Source organism: Bacteroidales bacterium (assembly GCA_013141385.1).
In the GTDB taxonomy this organism is placed as follows: domain Bacteria; phylum Bacteroidota; class Bacteroidia; order Bacteroidales; family Tenuifilaceae; genus UBA8529.
This window is the reverse complement of sequence record JABFRB010000022.1, coordinates 112,587-131,453: the sequence shown is the minus strand read 5'-3', so window position 1 is coordinate 131,453 and position 18,867 is coordinate 112,587. Positions and strand designations below refer to the sequence as shown.

The following is an 18,867-nucleotide window of genomic DNA, read 5'->3' as shown; positions in this document are numbered from 1 at the left end:
ATCATTAAACTTGATAAAAAAGTGAAAATGCGCTCCAATAAAACACCATTGCATCTCAATAATCGCACTTTGCGATAGCCTTATCGTGCACCCCAACTCCAAAACCTTTTCACTTTCCCGTTAGCGTCAAGCTAAAAAAACGACAAGACGATGCTTTTCCCTTCGAAAACATTTATATTTGCAGAAAGACTAAGGACATGAATATTCAAGCGAGAAAACTGATTCTAATTGAAGAATTCCTACGTATTAGTGACGAAAGTCTAATCACTAAAATTGAATCTTTCATTAAGCAGGAAAAGAAAGTTTCTCATGAAAAAAACTTAAAACCCATGTCGTTGAACGAATTCCATGAAATGATTGACCAAGCGAAATGTGATTGCGATACTGGTCGAGTTATCACTCACCAAGAACTTAAGAAGAAGGTGAAGACATGGAAATAAGGATTGAATGGTCTGAACTGTCTGAAAGGCAACTCAAAGACATATTTGATTACTATTCATTAGAGGTTAGTTCACGAATTGCAAGAAAGATAATAAATAGAATTCTTGACAAAGTTACCATCCTAGAAAGCAATCCATCAGCAGGCCCGAAAGAAGAACTTTTAAGCAACTACCCAGAAGAATTTAGATATCTGGTTGAAAGCAATTACAAAATCATTTATTGGAAGAAGGAAAATCTTATCACAATTGCATCAGTCTTTGATTGTAGACAGAACCCAGAGAAAATCAAGAAAATATAGCCTAGCACTGACAGCGTATTTATTGGCTCCGCCGAACTCGCACAAAACGCTCGGTTGTATTTGGGCTGTTGACTCATTAGGAACGCAAGAACAACAAAGTTAACTAGTTGCTGACTAAAGGAAATTAACCTTGATAATTAATAACAAGCAAAATGGATAATACAAAAATATTTAAAACCTCTTTTGCAAGTGTATACCCGTTGTATATACAAAAAACGGAGAAAAAGGGACGCACAAAAGCTGAGGTAGATGCCATTATTTTTTGGCTAACAGGATATGATCAACAAACATTGCAACAACAAATCGATAAGAATAATGATTTTGAAACCTTCTTCGCCCAAGCACCGCAGATTAATCCAAATGTTTCAAAAATCATGGGCGTAATTTGTGGTTATCGAGTTGAAGAAATTGAAGACGAGCTTATGCAAAAAATTCGTTACCTAGATAAACTAGTTGATGAATTGGCAAAGGGTAAAGCAATGGATAAGATTTTAAGGAGCTAAAAATCCTAAGATAAAATCAGAATCATTAAACTTGATAAAAGGTAAAAACATGCTCAAATAAAATACCATTGCATCTCAATAATCGCACTTTGCGATAGCCTTATTGTGCATCCTAACTCCAAAACCTTATCACTTTCCATTTTTCCCTTTTCCCTTTCCATTTTTCCCTTTTCCCTTTTCATTTTTCCCTTTTCCCTTTCCCCTTTGATGAATCAAGCCCCATTACTAAACAACAATCCTAAATTGCACTGAAATAAAATACCATTGCATCTCAATAATCGCACTTTGCGATAGCCTTATCGTTTACCCAAACTCCAAAATCTTTTCATTTTTCACTAGTGTCCATAAAAGTATGAGATGATGAGTGTTTGGTAAGTACATCGCTTTTAAGTAGCTTTATAACGAAGGATAGAATGATGTTTTATATCTCAAAATACAATCATTTTTTAATATGTTAATTTGCTGCAAAACAAAACTTTATACTGAATAGAATGAAAAATATATTACATCTTGGATTATTAATACTTTTCGCTATTACTTTGGCAGGTTGCGAAAAAAACGAGGAGGATCACAGGAATAGTTTTATTCTTGCAGGTCAGAAAGATAATACCATGTTAGTTAAAGATTATGAACCTGATTTACATATAACGTTGGCAAATAATGATGTTAATGGAATACCATCAACAGGTTATTCTGGAACACTACTAATTGATGCTGATTTTAATGGGAGTAAAGATTTAGACTTCTATTCATTTTATGGAATGGGTCATCCTATCGGTTATGTTACCCCCACCGAAGGATGCAAAATTGAATGCATTTCTAGAGATAAAAAGATTGAAATATTTATGTCGCCAAAACATCTAAATGATACAATTGATAATAAACATATTTGGATTACTACATCACTTCAAACATACCTAAGTAGCTATGATCCAGATAATATTGGAATAAACAGTAATTTTTGGGATGCAGAAGATCTATACATGGGTTTTCGGATGATCCAATTACAGGACACAACTTACGGATGGATAAGCTTGCAAATAGCTGAGAATTATAAATTAGTAATAAAAGAAATAGGAATTCAAAAATAAAAATCTCAACTCGTAACAAAGTTATTGAGGAAAGGATAGCAATACGAATTATTTTGTACTTATATAAATTCAATAGTTCAATAAAGCATTATTATTGATTTGTAACATATTGTTTTTGTGATATTTTGTGTTTTCGTGTATTGGTGGCAATATAATAGCCACGAAATCACGAAATCACCAAAATACACCAAAAAAAGTACCGAACTATTGTAAATTATAACATGGGATAATAGATTTGGCGATTGATTCCCAATTATCAATAATTCACAAGCGTAGATGCTAAGTTTAAAAAAGATATATATCAGCGGAATTCTATTTTTATCATATTTAGCTGCATTCTCCCAGAAAGCGGATGATACTGCTATTTCAGCAATGAATGGTATTGAATACGGTTACTTCTTTAAACATCTCAAATATCTTGCAAGTGATGGGCTGAAAGGGCGTGATGTAGGCTCTGAGGGTTTAAATATGGCAGCAAATTATGTAGCCGAAGAATTTAAGAAAAACGGAATGCTTCCATTTGGCGATTCTGGCACTTATTTTCAGAAAATACTGTTTATAAAACCTTCCATAGTAGCCTCTTCTATTAAATTTCAGGTTGAAAATAATTCAAAATCGTTGAATGGAATTTATGGAAAAAATGTAAGTTTCTTGGTAGGTGCAAAATCTAACAATTTTAACCAAAAGCAAAGTCTTGTATTTGTTGGGTATGGGAATATCTTACCCGAAGATAAAATTAATGATTATGAGGGTGTTGATGTAAGAGGTAAAACGGTTATTGTAGCCGTTGGGGGGCCGAAATCAATCAAAAACAGAGCATTCGATGATATTTTGCTGAAAATTCACAATGCAGAAAAACAGGGAGCAAGCGGTATAATTCTCTTTTACCCAAAGGGAAGATTATTCCAAAACCTTATATTTAGGTATGTTCATGGGTATCTATCAAAAAGCACGCTTTACTATGCCGATACTTCAATCCATGGATCAATGTCAGATGTTGATCTGAACTTATGCGTATTTGCCAAAATATCTTTCATTAAAGATGTTTTTGATCTAAAAGGATTTCATTTTTCAAAAGAATTTAAAAGTATTGAAAACGGTAAGAATATGAGTAAGGAGTTGGGCATGACAATAAGCTGCTCATACACTGCAAATATCGAATGTGTTTATGGTAAAAATGTGGTTTCGATTATACCTGGCACCGATTCAATCCTAAAAAATGAATACGTTGTTATAGGTGCTCACCTTGATCATCTTGGAATAGGAAAGAAAATTAAAGGCGATTCAATATACAACGGTATGTTGGATAATGCCTCGGGCGTTGCAGCCACAATAACAATTGGAAAAGCCTTTAGTCAGTTACCCGTAAAACCAAAACGATCTACTATTTTTATTTGTTATACAGCCGAAGAGGAGGGCTTGCTTGGCTCTCATTACTATGCCAATAGAAATGAAATTAGAAACGGCAAAATAGTAGCAAACCTAAACCTGGATATGATTGCAAATCTGTTCGAAACCAAGGGCATTATTCCCATTGGTTATTTGCATTCAAACTTATCCGATGCAATTGATTACTCGGCAAGCAATCTGAATTTAACAATTGCAGCAAGCAAATCGCTTGAAGAGGATTATGTTGAAAGGGGAGACCAATTTTCATTCATCAAAAAAGGAATCCCTAGTATATTTATTATACCCGGAAACTCTGCCGTTGACCCCAGAATTAATGGGCTAAAGCGAACAAACAGGTGGTTGATGAAATATTATCATTCCCCTTTTGATGATTTAAACCAAAGTTATTCCGATAAAGCATTTTTGACGGCGATTAAATTAAACTTCTTAACGCTTTATTACATAACAAATAGTATGGGAGATATCAAGTGGAACAAGAGTTGGCTTCTTGATAAATATGTTTTAAAAGAAAAGAAATAAAAAACTATTTGGCAATAAAAAAATCTCACGCAAAGTCGCTAAGCCGCAAAGAATGTAAAATAGATGAAGAACAAAGTTAAACTCAACCGAAATACTAAGATTGGATCACACCAAATTGAATCTACGGATTCTGCGCAAAGAGAAAAACCTTTAGTTTTTTCTACCTTGGCGTGCTTTGCGACTTTGCGTGAACTCAGCAGGGCTTAACGAAAGGTGACTTAATCTATTCTTTCAAAAGAATGTTTGCTGAAATATAAACCCGAATAGTTACAATTGATCAAATATTACGTAAATCGAAACAATTATTTTCAATAAATCTAACCAGATAATTAGCTCAATATGAAGAAATGCCCCAAGTGCAATGCTGAAGTTGAAGACAATTTTGACCTATGCTGGAATTGCCAGTATAGTTTTGATGATGAAAGAGTTCTTGAAAGTAGCGATTTTAGGCAAATCTGTCCAGAGTGCAATCAGGAAATTGAATCATCTGCGGAGTTTTGCCCCAATTGTGGTAATAATCTCGCAATAGTTAAACAGGAGGCTGATGAAAAACCTTCAGGGTTAAAAAAGATCAATTGCTTAAGATGCAGCGTTTCATTAAACTTTAAAGGGAATTATAAATTTCACGAAGGAACGAGTATTCTTGCCTCGGGTGGCTTACTTGATCTGCTTTCGTATCGCGAATCCTTTGATTTGTACAGTTGCCCGAATTGTGGAAAGGTTGAATTCTTTTTGCCAGGATTTGATTGACAATTAAAGTACCTCACTTAATAACACTTAGATCAATAAAATAATAACTTATAGATATAAAAGTAAGTTAAACCGTCAACAATACGCTATGACTTTAATCGACATTTCAAATATTCGACTTATCAACCAACAAATCATAACAACAAAATTTACAACTGTTAAAGACATTGTTGGGTGGATGGGTGCAATGCAGGCTCAGGATTACGCTATGGTAAAATGGGCTATTGGAGCTCGGCTTTCCAATTCTACGAATGAAGTAATAGAAAAAGCTATTGATCAGGGAGAAATTATCCGAACACATTTACTAAGACCAACTTGGCATTTTGTTTCGGCAGAGGATATTTACTGGTTGCTTGAGCTAACAGCACCTAAAATAAAAGCATCGTTGAGATTGAGGCATCAAGGATTGGAACTTACCGAATCCCTTATTAATAAAAGCAATGAGTTGATTCAAAAAGCACTGTTGGGTGGAAACCATTTAACAAGGGAAGAGATAGTTGCTATACTTCAAAATGCTAAAATCGCTACTGACGAAAATAGAACGTCTCATATTTTGATGAGAGCTGAATTGGACGGTATAGTTTGTAGCGGAGCAATAAAGGATAAGAAGCAAACATACGCCCTGCTCAGTGAAAGAGTTCCGAAAACTAAAAGCCAGACAAGAGAAGAATCGCTAGAAAAAATAGCAAGTAGATATTTCACCAGTCGCTGCCCTGCTACATTACAAGATTTCGTTTGGTGGTCGGGCTTATCCGTTAGCGATGCAAGAAATGCTTTAGAAATGGTAAAGGCAGGTTTTATTTCGGAGAAAAAAGGCTCGGAAACATACTGGTTTACCAATTCGTTTTCTGTACCTCAAAGTGATAATAATTCTACATATCTATTACCTGCTTTTGATGAATTTTTAATCAGTTATAAGGACAGAAGTGCTTCGCTCCCTCTGGCAAATTTTAAAAAAGCTGTTTCCGATAATGGAATTTTCAGACCCATTATTGTGATTAATGGACAAGTTTTAGGCCTATGGAAACGAACAATAAAGAATGATAAAGTAATTGTAGAAACAGACTTTTTTCAACCACAAAACAAATCGATTAAAAATTTAGTTGAAGAAAAGGCTATAGCATTTGGAAACTTTTTGGGTAAAAAAACAGACGTAAAACATAGCATTGAGTGATTCAATAAATAATGAAAGCAGTATCAGATAATGTAATTATTCTAATAGGATTAATAATGCATTTGGCAAGTTCATTGCTTTTTGCTAGCTTTACTATTAGGTGACGAAACGGCACTGATTAACAGGCGTTGGCTACAATAGGTAACTCTGAAAACATTGAATAATCAAATACGGAATAGATAAACAAATTTAAAATCAACAAATTATGGAGAATTTCTTTTTAGCGTATTGGTGGATTTTTTTTATAGTCCTTTGTATTGTTTTTTCAAAAATAATTGCGCGATTATTATTTGGGATGGTAATAGTACCTGAGGATAGGATCGGTCTGGTTACCAAAAAATTTGTGTTATTTGGTAAATTTAAGGAATTGCCCGGAGGGCGGATAATTGCAACAAATGGAGAAGCTGGATTTCAGGCACGAACTCTTGCTCCAGGATTATATTTTGGGAAATGGGTATGGCAGTATGAAATTACCATGGAATCTTTCACAGTTATTCCAGAAGGTAAGATTGGTCTAGCATTATCAAAAGATGGTAATGAGATTCCAACAGGTAATATACTTGCTCAACGAGTAGATTGTGATAATTTTCAAGATGCTGAAAAATTTCTTACTACTGGCGGTCAGCGAGGAAGGCAAGCTTCATATATTACTGCTGGTTCTTATCGTATCAACACAATGCTCTTTCAGATTTCAATCACAGATATGATAAGAATTCAGGAAAGCATGGTAGGTATTGTAACAACCCTTGATGGGCTTCCAATTGAAAGAGGACAAATAGCTGGTAAATTAATCGAAGGGCATAATAATTTTCAGGACTTTGATGCTTTCATTAAAAATGGAGGTAATAGAGGTTTGCAACCGCAAGTGATCCTTGCAGGTTCATATAACCTTAATCCATGGGCAATTCAAATTGAAGAAACCCCAATGTCCGAAATACCAATTGGTTACGTAGGTGTTGTAATCTCTTACATTGGGCAAGATGGCAAGGATTTAACAGGTTCTGATTTTACTCATGGAAATATTGTTGAAAAAGGGTATAAAGGAGTTTGGCTCGAACCGCTTGGGCCAGGTAAATACCCAATTAACAAATACACAATGAAGGTTGAATTGGTTCCTACAACAAACCTTGTTTTAAACTGGGCAACTGCAAGGAGCGAAGCGCATAATCTCGATAAAAACCTTTCAACAATTACAGTTCGTTCAAAAGATGGTTTCCCATTTAACCTCGATGTAGCCCAAATTATTCACGTTCCATCAATTGAGGCTCCAAAAGTGATAGCTCGATTTGGAAATATGGTTAACCTCGTTTCACAAGTTTTAGAACCGACAATTGGTAACTACTTCAGAAACTCAGCACAGGATAGCGATGTTATTGCATTTTTAAGTACCCGTAAAGAACGTCAGGATTCAGCAAAAGCGCACATCAAAAAAGTATTAGATGAGTATAACGTAAATGCCGTAGATACTCTAATTGGTGATATTGTTCCTCCCGAAACGCTTATGAAAACATTAACGGATAGAAAAATTGCGGAAGAACAAAAAGTCACCTACGATACACAAAAGAGAGCGCAAGAAACCAGACAAGGCATGGAAAAGGAAACAGCCATTGCCGATATGCAAAAGGATATAGTTAAGGCGCAGCAAAGCGTTGAAATTGCAGAAAGAACAGCAAATGCAACAGTTAAAAAAGCGGAAGGTGATGCTAGTAGTGTTAAGTTAGCAGTAAGCGCAGAGGCCGAATCAACTAAAATGCGTGCTCATGCTGAGGCAGAATCAACAAGGGCTAGGGCTCAGGCAGAATCTGAAGCAATTAAATTAAAAGCATCAGCGCAAGCAGAACAGATTTCCTTAACAGGTAATGCAGAAGCAACAAAGATATTGGCTATTGGTAAATCAACAGCAGAGTCTTATGAACTTGCAGTTAAGGCAATTGGAGGCGATAATTTTACACGCTACAAAATAACAGAAGAACTTGCAAAGGGTAATGTTAAGTTGATACCTGATGTTTTAATTGGCGGTACAAATGCTAATGGAACGGCAGTAGAAGGAATTTTAGGTTTGAAATTATTGGAAATGCTAGATCCTAAAAATAAGGAAGAACAAAAAATTAAAAAGTAATTGCTGATATTTGATTAATGTTGTTTTTATGGAGTTTGCATTATGCAAACTCCATAATTGTAATAACTTCAGGAGTTAGCATTATTTTACAATGATTCGGTAATTTTTTTGGTGGATTTTTGTGACTTTGTGATTTAGTGGCTTTTAATATTTTTTAGCCACCAAAACTCAAAAGCACCAAATTACACCAAATCAGTAACTTAAAAATATCGGTTAAAAATTTACCGAATTATTGACTTTTAATATCAAACTTTTATTCATTTCAATGGCATACTTTTCCTATAATGAACCAGTTTTTCGCCCACCTGCCGAGGCTAATTCTGCAATAATACAAGCAACATTAGGATGTTCTTGGAATCGTTGTGCATTCTGCGAGATGTATACTTCCAAGAAATTTAAGATTCGTAGGCTCGATGAACTAAAACCTGAGATTGAGGAACTTTCAAAAATTTATTCGGGTGTTAAAAAGATTTTCCTTGCCGATGGTAATGCATTTGTGCTTTCGGCTAATATTCTAATGCCAATATTAGCTGAGATAAATAGACAATTTGGAAAAATACAACGTATCTCATCGTACGCTTTACCCAAAGATATTTTAAGTAAAACGGATGATGAGTTAAAGGAACTAAAAGGCTTGGGATTAAAATTACTCTATATTGGTATTGAAACTGGCGATGATGAGCTTCTAACGCTTATAAATAAAGGCGAGACATCAAGTTCAACAATAGAAGGTATACTCAAAGCTCATAATGCGGGTATTGATACATCTATAATGATTATAAATGGGTTAGGAGGAAAAAAATATTCTAACCAACATGCTGTTAATTCTGCGAAGGTTATCAATATGATTAACCCAAAATACCTTTCGACACTTACCTTAAGCTTACCCTACGGATTAAATCATTTTCAGAATCGGTTTAATGGTGAGTATATTCCCCTTTCAGTTGTAGAATTGTTTGAGGAACTTAAAACTTTCATATCTCTAACCGAGTTGAATAATGCAATATACAGGAGCAATCATGTATCAAATAACCTAATACTAAGTGGAACTCTATCAAGGGATATGGAGAATTTAATCCATCAAATTGATAATGCAATAAAGATAACTCCAAGAGATGTTTATCCTACATCACCTTTAATGCTTTAACTACAATGAATATTGGACTTCTTGTTTGCGATCATATTCAGGAAGAATTTCCCGGATATCCAGAACTTTTTAAAACCATATTACCTCAAAATCAATTTGAGATTTTTAATGTTTGTGATAGAGAATTCCCAAAATCACTTTCCTATTGTGATGCTTGGATAATTACTGGTTCCAAGTTTTCAGTTTATGATGATATCGATTGGATTATTCAACTGAAAAGTTTTGTACGAGATATTTCAATTGCAGATAAATACTGTATTGGTGTTTGCTTTGGTCACCAAATGCTTGGTGAAGCGATGGGAGGAAAGGTACAGAAATCAGAAAAGGGTTGGTGTGTTGGAGTTCACCAATTTGAAATTTTGAAAAGAGAGAATTGGATGACACCTTTTCTTCCTAATCTGAATTTACTGATGTCGTGTCAGGATCAGATTAAGGTTTTGCCTGAAAACAGCGTGATATTGGCCCAATCACCCATATGTCCAGTTGGGATCATTCAAATTGGAGATAAAATGCTTGGTATTCAGGGACATCCTGAATTTTCGGCAGAATATGTAAAATCATTGATGATGGATAGAACAAATAGAATAGGGAAAGAGTTAGTAAAAGTTGGTATTGAAAGTTTAAAGGCATCAACACAAAGTTTGGTTTTAGCCGAATGGATAAATAATTTTTTGAATCAATAGAGTTTCATTAAACTAAAAACACACCAGTTTTGGTGCGTTTTTAATAAAATAATGCCAACAATCATTTACCAGCATTATAGTAAAAACGTTCATGGATAATCAGATCGCCCTTCCAACGTTGAACGGCAACCTCCTCCATCTTCATCCTAGAGCCATCTTTAAATGTAATATCCATCCACGATTCAACCATTGTTACCCCATCGGTTTCATTAGATGTTATGGAATTTACTCCAGAACCATGCATCTCCTTGATTGAATCCAAGAAACTTATTTCAAACTCCCTATTAGTGTCTTTCCCGCTTCTGGCTTCACCAGTTGCTTCAACCATTACAACATCCTTATGGTAGTATTTTTCAAACGCTTCGAGCATTTTCTCTTGACCTAGCATATCGTAAATGTCTTTGGCCTTTTGATAAAAGTTCATATTTTTTTGATTTTAAATTTGACTTGATTGAATGGAATAAAAACAATTATTGATAGCAAATGTTTAACAGCTCGACCTCCAATTTTCTGTATTCACCTCCTTTTTTTCCTTACTTATCGATTCTTTATTTTCAACATTACATTCTAGGTATACATTTGCTATTAAATAAAGAAAATTATGTTAGTTCAGATGTCTATATGTAGATGGTTGTACAAATTGCTTTGCCCACTATCTTTTTTACATGTTATGGATAAAAAAATCCCGATAATTTGGGTTGAATCCTCAAAACTTACATCTTCTTACTATAAAGAATATCTAGGGTTCAGAATTATTACTTGGAAGTATAACCATCAGGGAATGGACATTTTACTAAAAAAACAAAATAACTTGATTTGGATTAAGCAATTAGATATTGAAAAACAGAAAAGTATTAGAATTTACCAAACTCAAAAAATCACCATTTTTTTGAGTAATTTTGAATCCGAATATAATAATCTATCACAAAGGGTAAAATTGATTAAACCCATCGATAAATTAAAAAATAAAAACACAACTTTTACAATTAGGGAATGTAATGGAATAGATATTGTATACACCCAGTCATAGAATCTCATAAGTCATAGTTTAATAGGAAACTTTTCGACATGTAAATGTTATAATGAATATAATTTAAACCTTTTTTAAAATTATAAAATGAAAGTATTACAAACACTGTTATTTACAGCATTAATTTTATTCTCTTTATCTGAAAAACTACATGCGAGTGATTCGCCAATTGCTAAATATACTATTAGCGGGTATGTAAAAGATGCTTCAAATGGAGAAGTACTGATTGGCTCAGCTGTTTTAGTAAAAGAAGAGGGAAAGGGTACAGCTACCAATGTTTACGGATTTTATTCAATAAGCCTTACCCCTGGCACATATACATTAGTATATTCCTTTATTGGATACAATTCAAAAGAACAAGTAGTTAAATTAACTTCAAATCAAGTTATTAATATTGAATTGAGCCTTGAGTCAAAGGTTCTTCAAGAAGTTGTTGTTCGAGGTGAGAAACTCAATTCAAATATTGTAAAACCTGAGATGAGTGTTTCTAAACTCGAAATGAAGAGTATTCGAAGAATACCTGCTTTAATGGGTGAAGTAGATGTGATTAAGGCGATTCAGATGTTGCCTGGTGTTCAAACAACCTCAGAGGGCTCCTCAGGATTTAGTGTAAGAGGTGGTGGAATAGATCAGAATCTCATCCTACTGGATGAAGCAACTGTTTATAATGCTTCACACCTCATGGGATTTTTCTCGGTTTTCAATAACGATGCCATTCGTGATGTGAAACTGTATAAGGGCGATATTCCAGCAAATTACGGGGGTAGACTTTCGTCGGTACTAGATGTTCGCATGAAAGAAGGCAACAACAAAAAATTTTCAGCAACAGGGGGAATAGGACTTATCTCGAGTCGACTTACCCTCGAAGGGCCTATTGGAAGTGAAAAAACATCTTTTCTTATTTCAGGACGAAGAACATATGCCGATATATTTTTTCCCTTGCTTACCGATACAAGCGCAAAGAAAGCTGTTATGTATTTTTATGATTTGAACCTTAAAATTAACCATCAAATAAATAATAATAACCGTTTATATTTATCGGCTTATTTGGGAAGGGATAAATTTGGACAAAAAGAACTTGCAGATATTGGGTTTGGGAACAAAACCTTTACCTTAAGATGGAATCACCTGTTTTCTCCTCAACTATTTTCCAACACTACTGCCATTATCTCAAAATATGATTATTCTTTAAAAATGAATCAGAGTAGTTCTAAATATATTTGGGAATCAAGTTTGCTGGATTATACATTAAAATTAGACTTCAACTACTTTCTAACACCTGAAAACGAAATAAAATTTGGGGTATCATCAACTTATCACGATATTAACCCTTGCAATGCTTGGATGGAAAACAATGGCAGTACTATAACTATTCCCTACCCTAAAAATTACGAACTCGAACATGTAGCATATATCTCGAATCAACAAAAAATAGGGGATAATATTACTTTAAAATATGGGATAAGGTATTCTATGTTTCAGAATGTCGGAAAAACAACTAGTTACAAATTTGATCAGAACTATAAAGTTATTGATACTATCGATTATCCAAGTGGGAAAATATTCCATACCTATTATGCTTTTGATCCCCGTTTAGGAATTGTTTATACTGTTAATGACAAATCGTCTGTAAAAGCTAGTTATTCTCACACAACTCAATTTATGCAGTTGGCATCGAATTCAAACGGTGGTATGCCCCTTGATGTCTGGTTTCCATCGTCTCCAAATATCAAACCACAGAAAGCGGATCAGTATGCAATAGGATATTTCAGAAACTTTTTCGATAATAACATTGAAACTTCTGCTGAAGTTTATTATAAAAATATGAATAATGTTATTGATTTTAAAGATCATGCTTTACTGCTAATGAATCCAAGAATGGAGGGCGAAATAAGAACTGGCAAAGCCAATGCATACGGAATAGAATTTTCTGTTAAAAAGAACGTAGGTAAGCTTACAGGTTGGGTCAGTTATACCCTTTCAAAGGTAAAGCGCAAAATACCGGAAATAAATGATGGTAAAGCATACCCAGCACCATATGATAAACCCAATAATATTAATATAATTTTAAATTACGAGTTCACTAAACGACTTATGGTATCAGCAAACTGGATTTATGCAACAGGCACACCTATGACTGCTCCAGTAGGTACATTTGAATATGGCAATACAGTTAATAAAATCTATTCAAGCCGAAATGGTTATAGGATGAGTGATTATCATAGACTCGATTTGTCAGTTACTTTGAAAGGTGTGGAAAGACCTAATAGATTTTGGCAAGGTGAATGGGTTTTTTCAATTTATAATGCTTATGGTAGACATAATGATTGGATTATTAACTTTGTTCAAGACAAGAATAATCCCAAAATATTAAATGCTCAAAGGATGTACCTTCCATTTGTGTTCTTTCCAGGCATTACCTACAATTTTAATTTTTAAAAAAAACGTAATTAATTTTAAGCACATGAAACTACATAGTAATTACCCGATAATTTATACCATAATATGTATAATAGCATTAGGCTCATGCACTGAAAATATCCCAATTGATTTGGGTAAAACTAATGCAAGGCTTGTAGTCGATGGAGCTATTACAACCGATACTATCAAGCATAAGGTTAGATTAACTAAATCAGGCGATGCATTATACCAGCAGCCCGTTCAGGTTATTTCGAATGCCCTTGTATCTATTTTAGATGGTAGTAATGAATTTGTGCTACTTGAAAATTCAGTCAATAAAGGGGTATATGAAACAGATCCGAGTGTTTATGGAATTCCTGGCAAAACTTACACATTACATATATCGCATGTAGATATTGACGGGGATGGCGTTTTTGAAGAATATTCGGCTCAATCATACCTTAAGAAAGAAAATCCTATCGATTCTATTAAAATAACATACGATGATCGTAACCCTGATTATAGTGGTTGGACCATAAATCTTTATGCTCATGAAATTGGTGGTGGTAGAAATTTTTATTTAATGAAAGCCTATAAAAATAATGTTCTGCTCACTGATAGTACCTCTGAATATGCTAATATGGGTGATAACACGGGATTCAATGGCGGATATTATGATGGATTTCCAGTATATATGTTGCAAAAGAAGAAACTCGATGAGAAGATTCAAAAAGGCGATAAAATTACCCTTGAAATGGATGGAATAACTGAAGAGTACTTTAATTTTATAACGGATTATATTCAGGAATACAATCCAAAGATGCCTATTTTTAGTGGACCTTCTGCCAACATTTCAACCAATATTGAACCTAATGATAAAGCAGTTGGATTCTTTGCAGCCTATTCAATTGCTAGGTGTTCTAGGGTATATTAGTTAATCAGAAACAGTATATATAGAAAGAGGATATCTCGAGTTTTTGAGATATCCTCTTTTACATAATATATTCATTTAATGGTTGTTTTGAAATTCAAAACTGGATATGAACTATCCAACTAATAATTCTATTATCTTTATCTAATAATTTGAATTAGCCTTAGTAGATTTTAATAACATAGATGGAAAAGTTAATTTCATGGAAAAGAGGCATTTTCAGTAGAACATATACGTTTTATTCAAATAGTTTGGAGATTGGTTTCCTTAAAATTGGTGCTTGGTCAAATAATGCTAAGGGGAGTATTAACGGGAAGGAATACGAGTTTATTACCAAGGGACTCTTTAAACAGGAAACATCAATAATTGATTGTAAAATTAGCTCAATTGTTGGTACAATCATTTATAATAGTTGGAAATCAAAAGCTATCATTAAGTTGGTTGATGGTACAGAGTATAATTGGCAGTATACAAATTTTTGGCATACCAAATGGAGTTTGAATAAAGAGCTTTACTTTATTAACTATAAAGGTTCATGTTTTAAAGGTGAAATTGTTTCGTATATATCTGATGAGTTATTAATTATATCGGGGCTATTCATCTCAAATTACTACTCCCAAAAAAATGCTGCCGCTGCTGTTACTTAATTAATATACCAAATCAGGTATGATAATGAACATATATTTATGCTAGTTTGTTTGATTAACTACCAGAGAGATATACATTAGACTAAACTCTCAAGCGAGAATCCAAAATAAATATTATAGTTTTAAAAGTTAAGTGTGATCATTTTCTCTAGGCTTAAGTTGAATATTTTTTTACTTTTATCAATTAAAATATTAGTTCTTGCTCAATCTAATTGTTGCATTTTAAAGTTTATATATACCATGTTTTAATGGATATAGGGATTTTTTATTAAATCTATTAATCAATGCCAGATATGAATTATTCGATTTTGAACTACCAGCACGAATCGGGAATTGGTATTTTAACAATTTCAAGACCCGAAGCCCTTAACGCTTTAAATAGCTTGTTTTTTAAAGAGTTTAATGATTTTCTAAACTCAATTCAATCCTCCAAGACTTTAAAGGTTCTCATAATTACAGGGGAGGGCAAGTCATTTGTCGCAGGAGCTGATATTAGTGAGATGCAAAAAATGAAAGTGCGTGAAGGGTTAGGTTTCTCAAAGACAGGACAAGAAACATTTGGTAAACTTGTAAACCTTGAGATTCCAGTTATTGCCGCCGTAAATGGATTTGCACTAGGAGGCGGTTGCGAATTAGCAATGGCTTGTGATTTCAGGATTGCAAGTTCAAAGGCAAAGTTCGGTATGCCCGAGGTAAGTTTAGGTCTGATTCCTGGATACGGAGGTACTCAGCGACTTTCCAGATTGGTAGGTCTTGGAGATGCTCTCTATCTTGTACTTACAGGCCAAATAATTGATTCATCTGAAGCCCTGCGTATTGGACTTGTTCAAAAAGTTGTTGAAGCTGAAGTATTGCTCCTTGAAGCAAAAAATATTGCTACTAAAATAGCAGCACAGAGTCCAGTTGCTATAAAAACGGCAAAAAAAGTAATTCGTAAGGGCTATAATGTCGAAATTGACAAAGGATTTGAATTAGAAGCAGAATCGTTCTCTAAAATGTTTGAAAACGATGGTTCTGAAGGAATGAAGGCATTTCTCGAAAAAAGAAAACCAAATTGGAATTAGTTAATAAAAATGTAAAAGTTTATCATAATGAACTACGAAGAAAAACTTCAAAACGTATCGGTATTGGGAGCCGCTGGTAAAATGGGATCAGGTATCCTTTTATTAACAGCGGTTGAAATGGCCGATTTACAATTAAAGCCAGAGAATAAGGCTAAAAACTTTATTCTAAATGCCATTGATGTTTCTCCTGTTGCTTTATCTGGACTTTATGGTTATTTAAGAACGCAGGTGAAAAAAATTGCTGAAAAAAAGGTTATTCAACTGCGTCAAGTTTATAAGGATAATTCGGAATTAATTGAGAACTCTGAGGTTATCGATCAGTATGTTGATGATGTAATGAAACTTGTACTTTTTAGTACTCGTATTGAGTCAACATATGAATCAAGTTTAATTTTTGAGGCCATAGTAGAGGATTCTGATATTAAGGTTAAAATTTTCTCTCAAATTTTAGAAAATAATAAAAAGAACCCTTGGTTCCTAACAAATACATCCTCAGTACCAATTGCTGAGTTGGACTCTAGGTCGGGATTAAAAGGAAATATTTTAGGTTTCCATTTTTATAATCCTCCTGCAGTTCAAAAACTTGTTGAATTGATTACAACCAAGAATACCAATAAAGAGCTAATAGAATTCTCAAAAATCTATGCTAAAAATCTGAATAAAAAGTTAGTTCCATCCAATGATTTTGCCGGATTTATAGGTAATGGACATTTTATGCGTGATTTGCTTTTTGGCATTAAAAAGGTTGAAGAATTAGCAATGGAAATGTCGCTTGTAGAAGCAGTTTATACTGTTAATAGAGTAAGCCAAGATTTCCTTATTCGACCTATGGGTATTTTTCAGCTGATGGACTATGTAGGTGTTGATGTTTGCCAGAAAATTCTTCAAGTTATGAAATCGCGTTTAAAAGATGAAAACCTTCATAGTTTTTTAATCGACAAGCTAATATCACTAGGTATAAAAGGTGGACAGAACTCAGATGGTTCCCAAAAATCAGGCATTTTTTTATATGAAAAAGGAAAACCCGCAGCCATTTATGATTCAAAGAAAAAGGATTACGATCATATTGAAGCTTTTAGATCTTCAATAGATATAAAACTTGGAAAACTTCCAACTTCTCATAAACCATGGAAGGATGTTATTGCTAACAAGCAAAGGGATGAGTTTCTCAAGAATTATTTCAAAGAACTATCATCTTTAAATACGTTTGGTTCAAAGTTGGCTATGGAGTATCATATCAACTCAAAAAATATTGGATTAAATCTGGTTAAAGAAGGTATTGCTGATAATGATGAAAATGTTAATACAGTTATGCTAACTGGATTTTTCCATGCTTATGGGCCAATAAATAGTTTTCTTGACTAATAGACTTTATAATTTGAAAAATAGATTGCTATGAAGCGAAAAATATATATGACTGCTGGTTATAATACCATCTCACTTGGAACTGGACGTAAAGAGTTTAATCCCAAAAAACCTCGACCTAGTATTGAGCACTATATTAAAGAGGCTGGAAAGGCTACTGTTAAATCGCTCGGAGGTGCAAAAAATGTAGATGAGGGCGTAATTGGTAATTTTATGGCCTGTCGTTTTGTTAAACAAGCTCATCTTGGTGCATTTATGCCAATTATTGATGATGGATTACGCTATAAACCTTCGCTTAGAGTCGAAGGGGCTTGTGCTTCGGGAGGATTAGCGTTAATTTCTGGCATTAGATCAGTCCTTTCAGAATCAGCAGATGTTGTACTAGCCATGGGAGTTGAGGTTCAGAATACAGTTAAGGCAATCTATGGTGCCGATATTTTAGCGGGTGCAGGATGGTTTGCTGAACGTAAAGAGGGACATGCCTATTTTTTCCCAGGACAATTCAGCAACCGTGCTGGAGCCTATTATGACAAGTTTGGTAGGGATAAAACGCGCCAAGCTTTTGCCGTATGGTTTAAAAATGCAATTGAGAATGCAAGGCTATGTCCAACAGCACAAGAGTACGAAAATAAAGTTGAGGATCTTATTGCTCTTGCTCTCACAGAGCCTAACCCAAAAGGTTTTACCGATTTTCTAAATGTGTTTGATTGTTCAAAGGTTTCTGATGGTGCTTCGGCAATTGCAATATGCTCAGAAGAGGGACTTAAAAGAGCAGGTATCTCAAAATCGGACGCAGTTGAAATAGTTGGATGGGCTCAGATTGTTGATAATATTACTGAAAAACCGAAAGATCTTACCAAACTTATAGCTATCGAAATTGCTGCAAAGAGAGCGTTAGAATCAGCCAAAATTACCATAAACGATTTGGCAACTATTGAGGTTCATGACTGTTTTACAGTTGCTGGTATTTTAAGCGTTGAAGCACTTGGGTTGGCTAAATATGGAGAGGGTCCAGAATTTGTAATTAACGGAAATACTTCACGTAATGGTAAAATTCCTATTAACACAACTGGCGGGTTAATTGGTTGGGGTCATCCAACTGGTGGCACAGGTGTTCATCAGGCTGTTACCATTTGGGAGCAACTCACAGGTAAGGCAGGTGCAGCACAAATCGAAATTCCAAAAGAAAAGCCATATGGAATGACAATTAATATGGGAGGTGATGATAAAACAGTTGTTGCAATTGTCTACAAAAAAAATATTTAGTTTCATATATATTTATGATTATCAATTAG

The 18,867-nt window shown here is 34.2% G+C and carries 18 protein-coding genes; 17 read left to right on the top strand and 1 reads right to left on the bottom strand.

Annotated features, from left to right (window positions below; genetic code table 11):
• The first annotated feature begins 197 nt into the window (after positions 1-197).
• From HOO91_14150 to HOO91_14105, 10 genes are all read left to right on the top strand, one after another.
• Positions 198-440 carry a hypothetical protein gene (locus HOO91_14150; protein NOU18695.1) on the top strand — a complete coding sequence of 81 codons (243 nt, stop codon included), beginning with the start codon at positions 198-200 and terminating at the stop codon, positions 438-440.
• Positions 431-739, top strand: a complete 309-nt coding sequence (locus HOO91_14145; protein NOU18694.1) for a type II toxin-antitoxin system RelE/ParE family toxin — start codon at positions 431-433, stop codon at positions 737-739. The genes HOO91_14150 and HOO91_14145 overlap by 10 nt, the downstream gene beginning before the upstream one ends.
• 152 nt (positions 740-891) lie before the next feature.
• A complete protein-coding gene (locus tag HOO91_14140; GenBank protein ID NOU18693.1) occupies positions 892-1,242 on the top strand; it encodes a DUF2200 domain-containing protein in 351 nt (116 codons plus the stop codon).
• Between the two features lie 491 nt (positions 1,243-1,733).
• Positions 1,734-2,333 carry a hypothetical protein gene (locus HOO91_14135; protein ID NOU18692.1) on the top strand — a complete coding sequence of 200 codons (600 nt, stop codon included), beginning with the start codon at positions 1,734-1,736 and terminating at the stop codon, positions 2,331-2,333.
• 276 nt (positions 2,334-2,609) lie between these two features.
• The gene (locus HOO91_14130; GenBank protein NOU18691.1) at positions 2,610-4,262 is read left to right on the top strand and encodes a M28 family peptidase; all 1,653 of its coding nucleotides are present in this window, start codon (positions 2,610-2,612) and stop codon (positions 4,260-4,262) included.
• A 339-nt stretch (positions 4,263-4,601) separates the two neighbouring features.
• Complete coding sequence (locus HOO91_14125) at positions 4,602-5,012, top strand: zinc-ribbon domain-containing protein (GenBank protein ID NOU18690.1); 411 nt, start codon at positions 4,602-4,604, stop codon at positions 5,010-5,012.
• Positions 5,013-5,100: 88 nt separating this feature from the next.
• The gene (locus tag HOO91_14120; protein ID NOU18689.1) at positions 5,101-6,186 is read left to right on the top strand and encodes a winged helix DNA-binding domain-containing protein; all 1,086 of its coding nucleotides are present in this window, start codon (positions 5,101-5,103) and stop codon (positions 6,184-6,186) included.
• Between the two features lie 205 nt (positions 6,187-6,391).
• On the top strand, positions 6,392-8,305 hold the full coding sequence (locus tag HOO91_14115; protein ID NOU18688.1) for a flotillin family protein: 1,914 nt from the start codon (positions 6,392-6,394) through the stop codon (positions 8,303-8,305).
• 265 nt (positions 8,306-8,570) lie between these two features.
• Entirely contained in the window at positions 8,571-9,452 is an 882-nt protein-coding gene (locus tag HOO91_14110) for a radical SAM protein (protein ID NOU18687.1), read from the top strand.
• Between the two features lie 5 nt (positions 9,453-9,457).
• Positions 9,458-10,135 (top strand): amidotransferase, encoded by a 678-nt coding sequence (locus HOO91_14105; protein ID NOU18686.1) that lies wholly within the window; start codon positions 9,458-9,460, stop codon positions 10,133-10,135.
• Between the two features lie 61 nt (positions 10,136-10,196).
• Here HOO91_14105 and HOO91_14100 read toward each other — a convergent pair whose 3' ends face one another.
• Positions 10,197-10,559 (bottom strand): nuclear transport factor 2 family protein, encoded by a 363-nt coding sequence (locus HOO91_14100; GenBank protein ID NOU18685.1) that lies wholly within the window; start codon positions 10,557-10,559, stop codon positions 10,197-10,199.
• Between the two features lie 246 nt (positions 10,560-10,805).
• On the opposite strand from HOO91_14100, the gene HOO91_14095 reads away from it, so the two are divergent.
• From HOO91_14095 to HOO91_14065, 7 genes are all read left to right on the top strand, one after another.
• Positions 10,806-11,165, top strand: a complete 360-nt coding sequence (locus tag HOO91_14095; GenBank protein NOU18684.1) for a hypothetical protein — start codon at positions 10,806-10,808, stop codon at positions 11,163-11,165.
• Between the two features lie 87 nt (positions 11,166-11,252).
• Positions 11,253-13,604: a TonB-dependent receptor gene (locus tag HOO91_14090; protein ID NOU18683.1), complete on the top strand. Its 2,352-nt coding sequence runs from the start codon at positions 11,253-11,255 to the stop codon at positions 13,602-13,604.
• A gap of 25 nt (positions 13,605-13,629) precedes the next feature.
• The gene (locus HOO91_14085) at positions 13,630-14,499 is read left to right on the top strand and encodes a DUF4249 domain-containing protein (GenBank protein NOU18682.1); all 870 of its coding nucleotides are present in this window, start codon (positions 13,630-13,632) and stop codon (positions 14,497-14,499) included.
• A gap of 182 nt (positions 14,500-14,681) precedes the next feature.
• Positions 14,682-15,143: a hypothetical protein gene (locus HOO91_14080; GenBank protein ID NOU18681.1), complete on the top strand. Its 462-nt coding sequence runs from the start codon at positions 14,682-14,684 to the stop codon at positions 15,141-15,143.
• A 293-nt stretch (positions 15,144-15,436) separates the two neighbouring features.
• Positions 15,437-16,207 carry a crotonase gene (locus HOO91_14075; protein NOU18680.1) on the top strand — a complete coding sequence of 257 codons (771 nt, stop codon included), beginning with the start codon at positions 15,437-15,439 and terminating at the stop codon, positions 16,205-16,207.
• Positions 16,208-16,234: 27 nt separating this feature from the next.
• On the top strand, positions 16,235-17,572 hold the full coding sequence (locus tag HOO91_14070; protein NOU18679.1) for a 3-hydroxyacyl-CoA dehydrogenase family protein: 1,338 nt from the start codon (positions 16,235-16,237) through the stop codon (positions 17,570-17,572).
• Positions 17,573-17,602: 30 nt separating this feature from the next.
• Positions 17,603-18,838, top strand: coding sequence for a 3-ketoacyl-CoA thiolase (locus HOO91_14065; protein NOU18678.1), 1,236 nt, complete (start codon positions 17,603-17,605; stop codon positions 18,836-18,838).
• Positions 18,839-18,867 lie beyond the last annotated feature (29 nt).

What these genes read in the sequence shown, in the direction of transcription:
- HOO91_14150 (NOU18695.1), top strand. Translation starts at nt 198, where the DNA reads ATGAATATTCAAGCGAGAAAACTGATTCTAATTGAAGAATTCCTACGT.
- HOO91_14145 (NOU18694.1), top strand. Translation starts at nt 431, where the DNA reads ATGGAAATAAGGATTGAATGGTCTGAACTGTCTGAAAGGCAACTCAAA.
- HOO91_14140 (NOU18693.1), top strand. Translation starts at nt 892, where the DNA reads ATGGATAATACAAAAATATTTAAAACCTCTTTTGCAAGTGTATACCCG.
- HOO91_14135 (NOU18692.1), top strand. Translation starts at nt 1,734, where the DNA reads ATGAAAAATATATTACATCTTGGATTATTAATACTTTTCGCTATTACT.
- HOO91_14130 (NOU18691.1), top strand. Translation starts at nt 2,610, where the DNA reads ATGCTAAGTTTAAAAAAGATATATATCAGCGGAATTCTATTTTTATCA.
- HOO91_14125 (NOU18690.1), top strand. Translation starts at nt 4,602, where the DNA reads ATGAAGAAATGCCCCAAGTGCAATGCTGAAGTTGAAGACAATTTTGAC.
- HOO91_14120 (NOU18689.1), top strand. Translation starts at nt 5,101, where the DNA reads ATGACTTTAATCGACATTTCAAATATTCGACTTATCAACCAACAAATC.
- HOO91_14115 (NOU18688.1), top strand. Translation starts at nt 6,392, where the DNA reads ATGGAGAATTTCTTTTTAGCGTATTGGTGGATTTTTTTTATAGTCCTT.
- HOO91_14110 (NOU18687.1), top strand. Translation starts at nt 8,571, where the DNA reads ATGGCATACTTTTCCTATAATGAACCAGTTTTTCGCCCACCTGCCGAG.
- HOO91_14105 (NOU18686.1), top strand. Translation starts at nt 9,458, where the DNA reads ATGAATATTGGACTTCTTGTTTGCGATCATATTCAGGAAGAATTTCCC.
- HOO91_14100 (NOU18685.1), bottom strand. Translation starts at nt 10,559, where the DNA reads ATGAACTTTTATCAAAAGGCCAAAGACATTTACGATATGCTAGGTCAA.
- HOO91_14095 (NOU18684.1), top strand. Translation starts at nt 10,806, where the DNA reads ATGGATAAAAAAATCCCGATAATTTGGGTTGAATCCTCAAAACTTACA.
- HOO91_14090 (NOU18683.1), top strand. Translation starts at nt 11,253, where the DNA reads ATGAAAGTATTACAAACACTGTTATTTACAGCATTAATTTTATTCTCT.
- HOO91_14085 (NOU18682.1), top strand. Translation starts at nt 13,630, where the DNA reads ATGAAACTACATAGTAATTACCCGATAATTTATACCATAATATGTATA.
- HOO91_14080 (NOU18681.1), top strand. Translation starts at nt 14,682, where the DNA reads ATGGAAAAGTTAATTTCATGGAAAAGAGGCATTTTCAGTAGAACATAT.
- HOO91_14075 (NOU18680.1), top strand. Translation starts at nt 15,437, where the DNA reads ATGAATTATTCGATTTTGAACTACCAGCACGAATCGGGAATTGGTATT.
- HOO91_14070 (NOU18679.1), top strand. Translation starts at nt 16,235, where the DNA reads ATGAACTACGAAGAAAAACTTCAAAACGTATCGGTATTGGGAGCCGCT.
- HOO91_14065 (NOU18678.1), top strand. Translation starts at nt 17,603, where the DNA reads ATGAAGCGAAAAATATATATGACTGCTGGTTATAATACCATCTCACTT.